Origin of the sequence: Mesorhizobium sp. C089B (genome assembly GCF_030323125.1) — a bacterium.
Classification (GTDB): Bacteria; Pseudomonadota; Alphaproteobacteria; order Rhizobiales; family Rhizobiaceae; genus Mesorhizobium.
Genome location: NZ_CP100469.1, coordinates 5,243,625 through 5,256,847 on the forward strand (window position 1 = coordinate 5,243,625; position 13,223 = coordinate 5,256,847).

A 13,223-nucleotide genomic window follows, 5' to 3' on the forward strand; every position below is an offset into this window, starting at 1 on the left:
AACGCCTTAGGGAATAATGCATGTCCGTCACCAAGGAAATCGTCACCGAGCGTCTGAAGACGGTCAACGGGCCGGACTTCACCGGCAACATCGTCGACCTCGGCATGGTTTCGGAGATTTTCATCGCCGATTCGAAAGTGTTTTTCTCGATCACCGTTCCCGCCGCCCGCGCACAGGAGATGGAGCCGCTGCGCGCCGCAGCCGAGCGTGTCGTCAAGGCGATCCCTGGTGTCGCCGGCGCCGTCGTCGCGCTGACGGCGGAGAAGAAGGGCGGCGGCATGGAGGCTCCGGTTGCATCGCACCCCGCGCCCAGGCCGGCACCGACGGCCGCGCCCGCCGCGCCGCGCCCAGCTCCACACTCCCCAGCCCCGCACGCCCCGGCCTCGCAAAGCTCGGGCAAGCGCGGCGTGCCCGGCATCGAGGCGATCATCGCGGTGGCGTCCGGCAAGGGCGGCGTCGGCAAGTCGACCACCGCTGTCAACATCGCGCTTGGCCTCGCCGCCAACGGTTTGCGTGTCGGCGTGCTCGATGCCGATATTTATGGCCCGTCCATGCCCAGGCTGCTCAACATCCATGGCCGGCCGCAGACCGTCGACGGCAAGATCCTGAAACCGATGGAGAATTACGGCCTTAAGGTGATGTCGATGGGCTTCCTCGTCGACGAGGAGACGCCGATGATCTGGCGCGGTCCGATGGTGATGTCGGCGCTGACGCAGATGCTGCGCGAGGTCGAATGGGGCCGCCTCGACGTGCTCGTCGTCGACATGCCGCCCGGCACCGGCGACGCGCAGCTGACCATGGCCCAGCAGGTGCCGCTGGCCGGCGCCGTCATCGTCTCGACGCCGCAGGACCTGGCGCTGATCGACGCCCGCAAAGGATTGAATATGTTCAAGAAGGTCGACGTGCCGCTGCTCGGCATCGTGGAGAACATGAGCTATTTCATAGCCCCCGATACCGGCAAGCGCTACGACATCTTTGGCCATGGCGGGGCGCGGCGCGAGGCCGAGCGACTCGGCGTGACCTTCCTCGGCGAAGTGCCGCTGGAAATGGGCATTCGCGAAAGTTCTGATGAAGGTGCTCCGGTGGTGGCGTCGAAGCCAGACAGCGCCGAGGCGAAGATCTATCGCGGCATTGCTTCGAAGGTCTGGGACCGGGTCAACGAAGAACGCGGCGCGGCCGAAGCGGCGGTGCCGAACATCGTGTTCGAGTAGCTCGGATATCCCTTCCCCTTGAGGGGAGAGTGGCCCGAAGGGCCGGGTGGGGTCCGCGGTGACACGCTCGACGCTATTTCTTTACAAGTCGAGGCAGCTCAACTCACGTTGAGGCAGTTGAGGCGACCCCACCCGCCTCGCTTCACGAGGCACCCTCCCCTCAAGGGGGAGGGGAGCCCACCTTCTCGCCAAAGCTTGAAAAAAACTGCCCGGCCAGCTTCTTCGAAGTCGATTCGATCAGCCGGCTGCCGAGTTGGGCGATCTTGCCGCCGACTTCGGCCTTGGCCGCGTATTTGAGGACCGTCGCATCCGGCCCGTCCGCCGTCAGCGTCACGTCGGCGCCACCCTTGGCGAAGCCGGCAATACCGCCCTTGCCCTCGCCCTGGATGGTGTAGGAGTGCGGCGGCTTCAGGTTCTTCAACGTCACCTCGCCGTTGAATGTCGCCTTGATCGGTCCGATCTTCAACACCACCGTCGCCGCCATTTCGGTCGGCGATTTCATCTCCAGGTGCTGGCAGCCGGGAATGGTCGCCTGCAAAACCTTCGGATCGTTCAGCGCGTCCCACACTTTCTGCAGGGGGGCGGCAATGCGTTCCTCGCCTTCGATCACCAAAGCCATCGACACCTCCCGGACAGACTTCGAAGGCCTAACGCACGGTCTGGTCTGTGTCTATCGCACCAAAGTCCGGTTGCGACGGTGCGCCCTCTTGCCTGCTTCCGCGCGTTGCCATATCGATTTGTCTTACAAATACGGAGACCATGATGGCAGGCGCCCCCACCGGAAAGAAGAAGTTTCGCTCGCAGGAGTGGTTCGACAATCCCGACAATCCAGGCATGACCGCGCTCTACCTCGAGCGCTACCTGAACTACGGCCTGACGCGGGCCGAGCTGATGTCGGGCAAGCCGCTGATCGGCATCGCCCAGACCGGCTCGGATCTGTCGCCATGCAACCGCCATCATATCGAACTCGCCAAGCGCGTGCGCGAAGGCATCGTCTCGATGGGCGGCATCCCCTTCGAATTCCCGTGCCATCCGATCCAGGAGACCGGCAAGCGCCCGACCGCGGCACTGGACCGCAACCTTGCCTATCTCGGCCTGGTCGAAGTGCTTTACGGCTATCCGCTCGACGGCGTCGTACTGACCATCGGCTGCGACAAAACCACGCCGGCGCTGCTGATGGCGGCGGCCACCGTCAATATTCCGGCCATAGCACTTTCGGTCGGACCGATGCTCAATGGCTGGCACAAAGGCAAGCGCACGGGATCCGGCACCATCGTCTGGGAATCGCGCCAGCGGCTCTCCGCCGGCGAGATTGACTATGACGAGTTCATGGACATCGTCGCCTCATCGGCGCCGTCGACCGGCTATTGCAACACCATGGGCACCGCCACCACGATGAACTCGCTGGCAGAGGCGCTCGGCATGCAATTGCCGGGTTCGGCCGCCATTCCCGCACCCTACCGCGAGCGCGGCCAGATCTCCTATGAGACCGGCAAGCGCATCGTCGAGATGGTGCATGAGGATCTGAAGCCGTCCGACATCATGACGCGCAAGGCCTTCGAGAACGCCATTGTCGTCAATTCGGCGATTGGCGGCTCGACCAATGCCCCGATCCACCTCAACGCGATTGCCCGTCATCTCGGCGTGCCGCTCACCAATGACGACTGGCAGACGGTCGGCCTCCATGTGCCGCTCATCGTCAATCTGCAGCCATCGGGCGAATATCTCGGCGAAGACTATCACCATGCCGGCGGCGTGCCGGCTGTGGTGGCCGAGTTGATGAAGGCCAAGCTGCTGCCTTATCCCGAAGCGATGACCGTCAATGGCAAGACTATCGGTGACAATTGCAAGGGTGTCGCCAACGAGAACACCGACGTCATCCGCACCGTCGCCGAGCCGCTGAAGGCCAATGCCGGCTTCATCAATCTCAGCGGCAATCTGTTCGATTCCGCAATCATGAAGATGAGCGGCATCTCGCCGGAATTCCGCGAGCGCTATCTCTCCAACCCGAACGACCCGGAAGCCTTCGAAGGCAACGCCATGGTCTTTGACGGTCCGGAGGACTACCACGCCCGCATCGACGATCCGGCGCAAGGCATCGACGAGCACACCATCCTGTTCATGCGCGGGGCCGGCCCGATCGGCTATCCCGGCGGCGCCGAGGTGGTCAACATGCAGCCGCCCGCCTATCTCATCAAGAAGGGCATTCACGCGCTGGCCTGCATCGGCGATGGCCGCCAGTCGGGCACATCGGGCTCGCCCTCTATCCTCAACGCTTCGCCGGAAGCCGCCATTGGCGGCGGCCTGGCGCTGCTCAAGACCGGCGACCGTGTGCGCATCGATTTACGGAAAGGCACTGCCAACATCCTCGTCACCGACGAGGAAATCACGCGCCGCCGTGCCGAACTGCAGGTCGATGGCGGCTATCATTATCCCAAGCATCAGACGCCATGGCAGGAGATCCAGCGCTCCATGGTCGACCAGTTCTCGGAGGGCATGGTGCTGAAGCCGGCGGTGAAATACCAGGACGTCGCCCATACCAGCGGCGTGCCGAGGGACAACCACTGAGCGTTGCAAGTTTGGTGAAATCGAAGGCGGCTTGCCATCGGGCAGGCCGCCTTTTCTCATGGCAACGCTCTTGTATCGATTGGGCCAAGTCTACAGATACGTCGTCTCGATAGGTCCTGCACGAGGGATAACACCCATCAATGACGAAGCGGCGCTCTTCCCTCGGTTTCCTCGGCATGTTCGGCCGCTCCGGCGATTTGCGGGAACTCGACACCGCGCTGCGCGGCGCCGATCTGCATCCGGCGCTTGTCCCTGAGGGGGTAAAGCTCACCATCGTCAATTTGATGAAGGATTATTGGCCGGACGAGCCGCCGCCGGACGCCTACCGGTCCGTGGCGCAGCTGTTTGGCTATTGCATCGCGGGCCCACAAACCTTCGAGCAGGCCAATGGGCCGGAGCGGCGGCTGGACGCTGAACGCCGCATCGAGGCTGCGCTTGAAACCGGCGACAGCCTGGATGCCCAGATCGTGTTGATGGCGCTGCATGGCAAGCTGATCAGCGCCGAAGTGGTCGAGCGCTTTGGGTTAAGTGCGGACTGACCTACGTAAGGGGAAGCTTACCCGCCCATGCCGCTGCGTGGCAGCTTGATCATCTCGCCGAAGCGGGCGCGCAATTTGTCGTCGAGCAGCTTCGGCACATGGCGCGGGAAGCGCTCGGCAAGCACGCGCTTCTTTTCGATGATCGCCCGCTGCAAGATGTCGGGCCGGCCCTTCTCGTTCCATTCCTTGGGCGAAAAGCGGTCGCCGACGGCCGGATAAAAATACTCGGTCTGCATCAGGCGCAGCGTCTGCTCGTTGCCGAGATAGTGGCCTGGGCCATTCATGCAGACTTCGGTGATGGTGTCGATCGACAGCGCTTCGTCGGTCACTTCGATGCCCCGCACGCAGCGCAGGCAGTGGCCCAGCATGTCATTGTCTATGATCAGGCTCTCCAGGCAAAAGCCGAGCAGCGAGGCGTGCATGCCCGCCGATTCATAGACCAGATTGAGGCCGGCAAGGCCGGCCATCACATCGGTGATCCCCTTTTCATAGCCGGACTGGATGTCGGGCAGTTTCGAATCCGTCATGCCGGCGGCCGAACCGCCCGGCAGATCGTAGAACTGCGCCATCTGCGCACAGGCCGAAGTCAGCACTGCCTGCTCGGCCGAGCCGCCCGACATCGCACCGGTCCTGAGGTCGGAGACGAACGGCCATGTGCCGAAGATCGCCGGGTGCCCGGGCTTAATGGCGTTGACGTAGATGAGGCCGACAAGCACTTCGGCCACCGCTTGCACCACAGCGCCGGCAATTGCCGCCGGAGCGGTGGCGCCGGCCTGGCCGGCCGATAGCAGCAGGATCGGGATGCCGCCTTCGACACAGGCTTCGAGCACGCCGCAGGCGTCCTCGGCAAACTTCATCGGCGGCACGACGAAGCAATTGGAGTTCGACACGAACGGCCGGGCGCGGAAATTCTCCTCGCCGCCGGCGATCGCATAAAGCATTTCCAGCGCCGGCTGCACGTTCTCGCGCACCGTAAACGAGGTGCCGACATGCTTCGACGTCCCCATCACGCAGGCGTAGAGCGTGTTGAAGTCCATTTCGAGCGGATCGGGAATGTCGCGCGGCACCATGGGCCGCTGGAAGAAATGGATGTTGTCGAGCCCTTCGACGAGGCGGGCGGCGTCGTAAATGTCCTGCACCAGCGACTCTCGGTATTCGCGCTTTTCGACATCGACCAGATGCACCGCCGCACCCGCCGTGCCGTAATGCACGCGCTTGCCCTGGATCAGCATGTCATGCCTGGGGTCTTGGCCGTGCAGCGTAAAATTTCGCGCGGCTCGTCTGATCGTGTCCATCACAAGCCCACGTGGGAAACGGACGCGGCCGTCATCGCCATAGACGGCGCCGACCCCGGTCAGAGCCTCGATGCAGGAGGGAATGGCATTGGCGAAGCCGACGGTCTCCAGTAGCGTCAGCACCGCTTCATGGATGCGTTCCTGGTCGTTCTGGTTGAGCGGCCCGTAGCTGCCGCCTTCGAGGCCGGCGCGCACCGGCCGGATATCGTCGGCAAGCGGTGCGGCCCGCATGGCGCGGCGCGCTTCGCGCCCGCCGGATCGGCGCGAACGCTGGTCGGCTGATGCATCTTTAGGAGCCGCATCCTGCTTCTCAACAGCCACTGACATGGGGGGGCACTCCACCTTTAGCTTGCGAAACACGACGCGATGATTGGTCCACCGTCGGCTTGCTTCGTCCCTCTGTCAGCCGACTATGCCGTTGCCATTGGCCCAGCCTATGGGCCAGTCAACGCAGCCGAGTATGCCAGAGAGCTAGTGCAGAATGTTGGTGATCATGCCTAGGGCCGGGGCTGTTCAAAGCCCCGGCACAGGCAAATCAGGCTGCAGCGGGCCTGCGTCCGGCGGCGGTCGCGAGCTCGCGAATACCCGGCTCGATGTGCTGCAGTGCGATCGAGGAAATGCCCAAGCGCATGAAACGCGACGGCTTTTCGGTGCGATCGAAGAAGCGGTCGCCCGGCTCGATGATGACGCTGCGCGAGGCCGCGGCCTCGGCCAGTCCACGTGAATCGGTGCCGCGCGGGCCTTCCAGCCAGAGCGATGTGCCGCCGGCCGAATCGGTCGAGCGCCATTCCGGCAGGAATGCGGAAATCGCATGGACCAGACGCTTGCGCCGCTCGTCGAAGGCCGACGACAGCCGCCGCACCAGCGCCTCGTGATGGCCGAGCGACAGGAACAGCGCTACCGCGCGCTGGTTGTTGGCCGGCGGGTGCCTGAGCATGAAGCGGCGCAGCGCCCTAAGCTCGGAGATTAGTCCAGCCGAAGCGACGATGTAGCCAAGCCGCAGGCCCGGAGCCAGCGTCTTCGACATCGAGCCGACATAGACGACGCGACCCGAGCGATCGAGGCTCTTCAGCGCCTGCTGCGGCGCCTCGTCGAGAAGCTGGCTGTCATAGCCGTCCTCGATGATGATCTGGTTGTGGCGGTTGGCGCGCGCCAGAAGGTCCTGCCGCCGCTCTGCCGACAGCGGCACCATGGTCGGGCAATGGTGGCTGGGGGTGACGAAGACAAAGCCGGAATCGTTGGGGATGGACGAGGTGACGATGCCGGACTGATCGACCGGAACCGGCTGGATTTCGGCGCCTGCCAGGCGGAAGATCGAGCGCGCGTCGGGGTATCCCGGGTCTTCCATCGCGACCTTGGAGCCCTTTGTCATCAGCAGTGTCGCCAGCATATAGAGCGCGTTCTGGGCGCCCAGCGTAACGATGATCTCGTCCGGATTGGCGAAGATGCCGCGCCGCGGCAACAGCCGCGCCTGGATCTGCTCGATCAAGAGCGGATCGTCGCGATCGACCATGTCGGAGGCCCAGTTGCGGATTTCGAGCACGGCCAGCGCCATGCGGTTGCACTCACGCCACTCGGCTGTCGGGAACAGCGCCGGGTCGAACTGGCCGTAGACGAAGGGGTAGGAGGACTTGATCCAGTTGTCGTGCTTGGCCGGTGGCGGCATGTCGCTGGCGGCGATCTGCCTTCGTGCCTTCCAGTCGATCTCGTTTTGCTGGTCCGGCGCCTTCTGGTGCGGCTTGGCGGGGGTGGCCAGCACATCCGGATTGACGAAATGGCCGCGCCGTTCGCGCGCCACCAGGAAACCTTGGTCGACCAATTGCTGGAACGCCAGCACCACAGTGCCGCGTGCGACGCCGAGTTTTTCAGCCAGGATGCGGCAGGACGGAAGCGGCATCGAAGCGGCGATCTGCCGGTCGAGAATGGCGGCGACGATCGCCTGACGGATCTGCGCCTGCAGGGTCTGGCCCGATTCCGCCGAAATCCGGAACAGGCCGGACCATATGGCCGTGTCGTTACGCTGTGGCATGGAAGGTGTTCCTCGATGGCCAGTCTTTTTTGCTTGGCTGGACCAGCGGAAGGTAACCGTGGCACAAGGGGTTGCGCCAATCAATTTTTCTGATCGCTGGGATTTATGCCAGTGATCTATGCGCGACGCGCAGCGTCGTCGCATCCCCGGGTGACGCTTGCGTCATCCCGCAGCGCGGACGCCCGCGCGATGCGAAGCGTCGTCGCGCCTCATTATCCCCAGCGCGACGCGCAGCGTCGTCGCTACTCCCATCAAATCATCCAGCGCGGCGCGCAGCGTCATAGCTCCATCACATCGCACTATGCTGCACTGCGTCATCCCCACGCATTGAAACATGCGGAATTCGGCTCAATAAGATCAGCGCGACGACACGCGCCGGAAACATCCGGTCTGATAAGATGTCGTGAAAAACGATCAGGAGCCGAAAGTGGATCATTCCTCCTTCGACAAACAGCTTGTCGCCTTGCGTGCTGCGCGCGCGGCGGCATCGGGTACGATGCGCGAGGCTTTTGCCGCCGACCCCAAGCGCTTCGAGACGTTCTCGGCCAGCGACGGCGACCTTTTGCTCGACTGGTCGAAATGCGCGGTCGACCAGGGCACGATGGAACTGCTCGAGAAGCTCGCCGCCGCCGCCGATCTCGAAGGTCGCCGCGCCGCAATGTTTTCCGGCAAGAAAATCAACATCACCGAAGACCGCGCCGTGCTGCACACGGCGCTGCGCAACCTCTCGGGCAAGGGCGTCACCGTCGATGGCCAGGACGTCAAGGCGGATGTGCTGTCCGTGCTCGACGCCATGGGCGCTTTCGCCGACGCCATTCGCTCCGGCAAGGCCGCCGGCGCCACCGGCAAGAAAATCACCGACATTGTCAACATCGGCATTGGCGGCTCCGATCTCGGCCCGGCCATGGCGACGCTGGCGCTGGCGCCCTATCACGACGGCCCGCGCGCGCACTACGTCTCCAACATCGACGGCGCCCATATCCACGACACGCTGAAGGGCCTGTCGGCCGAAACCACCCTGTTCATCATCGCCTCGAAGACCTTCACCACGGTCGAGACGATGACCAATGCCGAGACGGCGCGCGAATGGGTGCAGAAGGCGCTCGGCAAGGAAGCTGTCGGCAAGCATTTCGCCGCCGTCTCGACCGCGCTCGACCTGGTTTCCAAGTTCGGCATCGAAGCGGATCGCGTGTTCGGCTTCTGGGACTGGGTCGGCGGCCGCTATTCGCTGTGGGGCGCCATCGGCCTGCCGGTGATGATCGCCATCGGCCCGCGCAACTTCCGCGCCTTCCTCGATGGCGCGCATGAGATGGACGAGCACTTCCGCACCGCACCCCTGCAGAAGAACCTGCCGGCGCTGCTGGGGCTGGTCGGCTGGTGGCATCGCGTGATCTGCGGTTATCCGGCGCGTGCGGTCATCCCTTATGACCAGCGCCTTTCCAGGCTGCCGGCCTATCTGCAGCAGCTCGACATGGAATCGAACGGCAAGGGCGTCACCCTCGACGGCACGCCGGTGACGACGCCGACCGGACCGCTGGTCTGGGGCGAGCCCGGCACCAATGGCCAGCACGCCTTCTTCCAGCTGCTGCACCAGGGCACCGATTCCATCCCGGTCGAGTTCCTTGCCGCTGCCGTCGGCCATGAGCCGGATCTGAAGCACCAGCACGATCTACTGCTTGCCAATTGCCTGGCCCAATCGGAAGCGTTGATGAAGGGCCGCACGCTGGACGAGGCTCGCGCGCAGATGCTGGCCAAGGGCATGAAGCCGGCCGATGTCGACAGAATAGCCCCGCACCGCGTCTTCTCCGGCAACCGCCCCTCGGTGACGATCCTCTACCGCAAGCTCGACCCGCGCACCTTCGGCCGGCTGATCGCGCTTTACGAGCACCGCGTCTTCGTCGAAGGCACTCTGTTCAACATCAATTCCTTCGACCAATGGGGCGTCGAGCTCGGCAAGGAGCTGGCGACCGGCCTGTTGCCAGTCGTGGAAGGCAAGGAGAGCGCCGCCAAGCGCGACGCATCGACGGCCGGGCTGGTGGCGCGCATCCAGCAACTGCGGGGGGCGCAATGAAAAATCCGGCCGACATCAAGGGCATATTGTTCGACAAGGACGGCACGCTTGTCGATTTCAACGCGACCTGGCTCGGCATCGCCGATTTCATGGCCATGGATGCTGCCGAGGGCGATCGCTGGAAAGCCGACAGGCTGCTTTCAGCGGCGGGCTTCGATTTTGTCGCCAAGCGTTTCAAGCCGGATTCCATCTTCGCCTCGGGCACCAACATGGATGTCGTCGAACTATGGTTCCCGCGCCTGTCCGACGAGGACCAGATGCTGGCCGTCGCCCGTTTCAACGAGATCACCTCGGTGCAAGGCTCATCGATGGCGGTGGCCTTGCCCGGCATCGTCGCGGCGCTGACGGCTCTGCACAAGCGATCCTACCGGCTCGGCGTCGCCACCAATGATTCGACTGCCGGTGCCGAAAAGACCATGGTCACGCTCGGCGTCGCGCAGCTGTTCACCGCCGCCTATGGCTATGACGCGGTCGCCAATCCGAAACCGGCGCCGGACACGATCGTCGCCTTTTGCGACCTGACCGGGTTGAAGGCGTCCGAGATCGCCATGGTCGGCGACAACCGCCACGACCTGGAGATGGCGCGTGCCGGCGGCTGCGGCCTGGCGGTCGGCGTGCTCTCCGGCACCGGCACGCGGGAATCGCTGGCGTCGATCGCCGATGTCGTTCTGGATTCGGTTGCCGACTTGCCGGACTTTCTGTCGGCGCGGGTCAAGGAGACGGTCTGACGGGGGCCTGGGGCAAACTCAATTCGGCTCGGGATTTCCCCGCCAATGGCCGAGTTGGGGGAAGCAGCCATGAAACTATGGAGCTTCTGGTTTGTTTTCGGACATAGTGGGCTACTCATTAGCAGAGCAAACGTACCCGCATCTGCCGCACCTGATCTTGGCGCTTGCGTTATCGATGTCTTCGCCAGGCTGAAGCTCGAAGCCGCGATTTTCGCACTTTGGGCAAACTATGAAGCCGATACGTTGAACAACTTTAATCCACGCCATTCGACTTCTCCTATCAACGGCTAATCCAATCTATTTTCTGCCCCTTGAGGTTTGTCCACAATGAGTAGAATCCGGCCATTCAGAGCGACTGGGCTTTGCCGCGTCGCGCTAGCAATCTTCCGGCTCGAACCAAAACACACCGCTCGGCTTGGTCACATCACCCTTTGCGTCGCCGAAATCCGGCACCTGATATTCGGCGAGCAATCGTAGCCGCGACAGCGGCAGATCGGCGCGGCGGGGATCGCCGACCAGCACCTCGATGCCGGCTGCCAGGCAGCGGTCGAGGAACGGGATCACCCGCAGAGCAACCTCGCGGCCGTAGAACACGTCGCCGGCAAGCACGAGATCGACCGCTGGCGGCGGGCCCGTGGTGATATCCTGGTCGACAATGGTGATCTCGACGCCGTTGGCCAACGCGTTGAGGCCGATCGCGGCGACGCCGTTGCGATCGCTCTCGGCGGCGATCACCGCGCTGGCGCCGGCCTTGGCGGCGGCGATGCCGACGAGGCCCGAGCCGGCGCCGAGGTCGAGCACGCGGTGACCGGCCACGATTTGCGGATGGTCGAGTATATAGCGCGCCAGCACGGCGCCGCCGGCCCAGGCATAGGCCCAGTAGGGCGGCTGCGGCTCAGCTTCGTGCTCCTCGGTCTGGCTGCCGTCTTCCGGTCCATGAGCTCGCCACTCGACAAGCCGCCTCAGGCCGCTGCCGGAATGAGCCGTATAGAGCTGGATTTCACGAAGGGCGGGAACGGGCGCAAGCCGCAGGTTCGCCTTGATGAACACTACTGCATCGGGACGCCGACTATCGTCCGCCATCCCGCCGTCGCCAGGCTCGCCGTTCAAATTATTCCCGCAGCGCCCGGCGCAAAATCTTGCCCACCGGCGTCTTCGGCAGCTCGGTCCTGAACTCGATGTATTTCGGCCGCTTGTAGCCGGTCAGGTTCTCGCGACAATACGCAGTGATTGCCTCAACGGTCAGCGCCGGATCCTTCTTGACGATGAACAGCTTCGGCACTTCGCCCGAATGCTCGTCCGGCACGCCGACCGCCGCCACTTCGAGCACGCCCGGATGCTGGGCGACGACTTCCTCGAGTTCGTTGGGGTAGACGTTGAAGCCGGAGACCAGGATCATGTCCTTCTTGCGGTCGACGATCTTGGTGTAGCCGCGCTCGTCCATGAAGCCCATGTCGCCGGATTTGAAAAACCCGTCCTTGGTCATCACCTTGGCGGTCTCGTCCGGCCGGTTCCAGTAACCGGCCATGACCTGCGGCCCGCGAATGCAGATCTCGCCGACCTCGCCGAGCGGCAGGTTGTTGCCGTCATCGTCGCGGATGACGATCTCGGTCGACGGCAGCGGCAGGCCGATCGTGCCGGTGAAATTGCTGTCGCTGAACTTGTTGGCGGTCGCCACCGGCGAGGTCTCCGACAGCCCGTAGCCCTCGGTGATCGAATTGCCGGTCAGCGCCTTCCAGCGCTCGGCAACCCCCTTCTGCACCGCCATGCCACCACCCAGCGTCATGATCAGCGGCTTGAAGTCGAGCTTGCGGAAATCCTCGTTGTTGAGCAGCGCGTTGAACAGCGTGTTGAGGCCGGGGAAAATGTGCATCGGGTATTTCTGCAGCTCCTTGACGAAGCCGGGAATGTCGCGCGGGTTGGGAACGAGCACGTTCTGGGCGCCCTGCTGCATGCCCATCAGCGCGTTCACCGTCAGCGCGAAGATATGGTAGAGCGGCAGTGCGCAAATGAAATTGAGATGCGCCGGTTTCGGCTTGATCGCATAGGCGTCCTGCAGCCACAGCGTGTTCTGCGCGACATTGGACAGCACATTGGAGTGCAGCAGCACAGCACCTTTGGAAATCCCCGTGGTGCCGCCTGTATATTGCAGGAAGGCGACGTCGCTGGCTTCCATCTTGGCCGGCTTGAAGGCGATGCCGGCGCCGGCCTTCACCGCCGCATTGAACTTGACATGGCCGGGCAGCGACCAGGCCGGCACCATCTTTTTCACCCGGCGCACGACCAGGTTGACGATCGTGCCCTTGAGGCCGCCGAGCATGTCGCCCATCGCCGCGACCACCACATGCTTGACCGCCGTCCTGGCAATCACCGCGTCCAGGGTGCTGGCGAAATTCTCCAGAATGACGATCGCCTGCGCGCCGGAATCCTTGAGCTGATGTTCGAGCTCGCGCGGCGTGTAGAGCGGATTGATGTTCACCACGACATAGCCGGCGCGAAGCACGGCCATCATCGCCACCGGATATTGCAGCACATTCGGCATCATCAGCGCCACGCGTGCGCCTTTCTGCAGGCCCTTCGATTGCAGATAAGCGCCGAAGGCGGCCGATTGCCGCTCGAGTTCGGCATAGGAGATCGACTTGCCCATGCAGACGTATGCCGGCTGGCCGGAAAACTGCTTGCAGGCGCCGACGAGGAAGTCGCCGATCGAACTGTAGGGCAGGGCGCCGATCTCCGCCGGCACGACTTTCGAATAGCTCTTTAGCCATGGCTTTTCCGGCAA

Annotated in this window: 11 protein-coding genes; 6 read left to right on the forward strand and 5 right to left on the reverse strand. The window is 63.6% G+C overall.

Features of this window, described 5'->3' with window-relative positions:
• Positions 1-20: 20 nt before the first annotated feature.
• On the forward strand, positions 21-1,211 hold the full coding sequence (locus NLY44_RS25825) for an Mrp/NBP35 family ATP-binding protein (protein WP_286455680.1): 1,191 nt from the start codon (positions 21-23) through the stop codon (positions 1,209-1,211).
• A 160-nt stretch (positions 1,212-1,371) separates the two neighbouring features.
• Here the strand turns inward: NLY44_RS25825 and NLY44_RS25830 are convergent, their stop codons facing one another.
• A complete protein-coding gene (locus NLY44_RS25830; RefSeq protein ID WP_023696771.1) occupies positions 1,372-1,830 on the reverse strand; it encodes an SRPBCC family protein in 459 nt (152 codons plus the stop codon).
• 143 nt (positions 1,831-1,973) lie between these two features.
• Between NLY44_RS25830 and NLY44_RS25835 the strand changes: the two genes are divergently transcribed.
• Complete coding sequence (locus NLY44_RS25835) at positions 1,974-3,779, forward strand: IlvD/Edd family dehydratase (RefSeq protein ID WP_023806313.1); 1,806 nt, start codon at positions 1,974-1,976, stop codon at positions 3,777-3,779.
• A gap of 140 nt (positions 3,780-3,919) precedes the next feature.
• Positions 3,920-4,318, forward strand: a complete 399-nt coding sequence (locus NLY44_RS25840; RefSeq protein WP_023755189.1) for a hypothetical protein — start codon at positions 3,920-3,922, stop codon at positions 4,316-4,318.
• A gap of 17 nt (positions 4,319-4,335) precedes the next feature.
• Here NLY44_RS25840 and NLY44_RS25845 read toward each other — a convergent pair whose 3' ends face one another.
• Together NLY44_RS25845 and pdxR are read right to left on the reverse strand one after the other, a co-directional pair.
• Positions 4,336-5,940 carry a trimethylamine methyltransferase family protein gene (locus tag NLY44_RS25845; protein ID WP_023755188.1) on the reverse strand — a complete coding sequence of 535 codons (1,605 nt, stop codon included), beginning with the start codon at positions 5,938-5,940 and terminating at the stop codon, positions 4,336-4,338.
• Between the two features lie 208 nt (positions 5,941-6,148).
• The gene (gene pdxR, locus NLY44_RS25850) at positions 6,149-7,642 is read right to left on the reverse strand and encodes a MocR-like pyridoxine biosynthesis transcription factor PdxR (RefSeq protein ID WP_023669484.1); all 1,494 of its coding nucleotides are present in this window, start codon (positions 7,640-7,642) and stop codon (positions 6,149-6,151) included.
• Positions 7,643-8,069: 427 nt separating this feature from the next.
• On the opposite strand from pdxR, the gene pgi reads away from it, so the two are divergent.
• From pgi to NLY44_RS25865, 3 genes are all read left to right on the forward strand, one after another.
• Positions 8,070-9,713, forward strand: a complete 1,644-nt coding sequence (pgi, locus tag NLY44_RS25855) for a glucose-6-phosphate isomerase (protein WP_023688784.1) — start codon at positions 8,070-8,072, stop codon at positions 9,711-9,713.
• Complete coding sequence (locus NLY44_RS25860; protein ID WP_023688783.1) at positions 9,710-10,441, forward strand: HAD family hydrolase; 732 nt, start codon at positions 9,710-9,712, stop codon at positions 10,439-10,441. Before pgi ends, NLY44_RS25860 begins: the two co-directional genes overlap by 4 nt.
• 69 nt (positions 10,442-10,510) lie before the next feature.
• A complete protein-coding gene (locus tag NLY44_RS25865; RefSeq protein ID WP_155922478.1) occupies positions 10,511-10,732 on the forward strand; it encodes a hypothetical protein in 222 nt (73 codons plus the stop codon).
• 84 nt (positions 10,733-10,816) lie between these two features.
• Here NLY44_RS25865 and NLY44_RS25870 read toward each other — a convergent pair whose 3' ends face one another.
• Positions 10,817-11,524, reverse strand: a complete 708-nt coding sequence (locus NLY44_RS25870; RefSeq protein ID WP_031198174.1) for a class I SAM-dependent methyltransferase — start codon at positions 11,522-11,524, stop codon at positions 10,817-10,819.
• 28 nt (positions 11,525-11,552) lie between these two features.
• Positions 11,553-13,223 carry a long-chain fatty acid--CoA ligase gene (locus NLY44_RS25875; protein ID WP_245262667.1) on the reverse strand — a complete coding sequence of 557 codons (1,671 nt, stop codon included), beginning with the start codon at positions 13,221-13,223 and terminating at the stop codon, positions 11,553-11,555.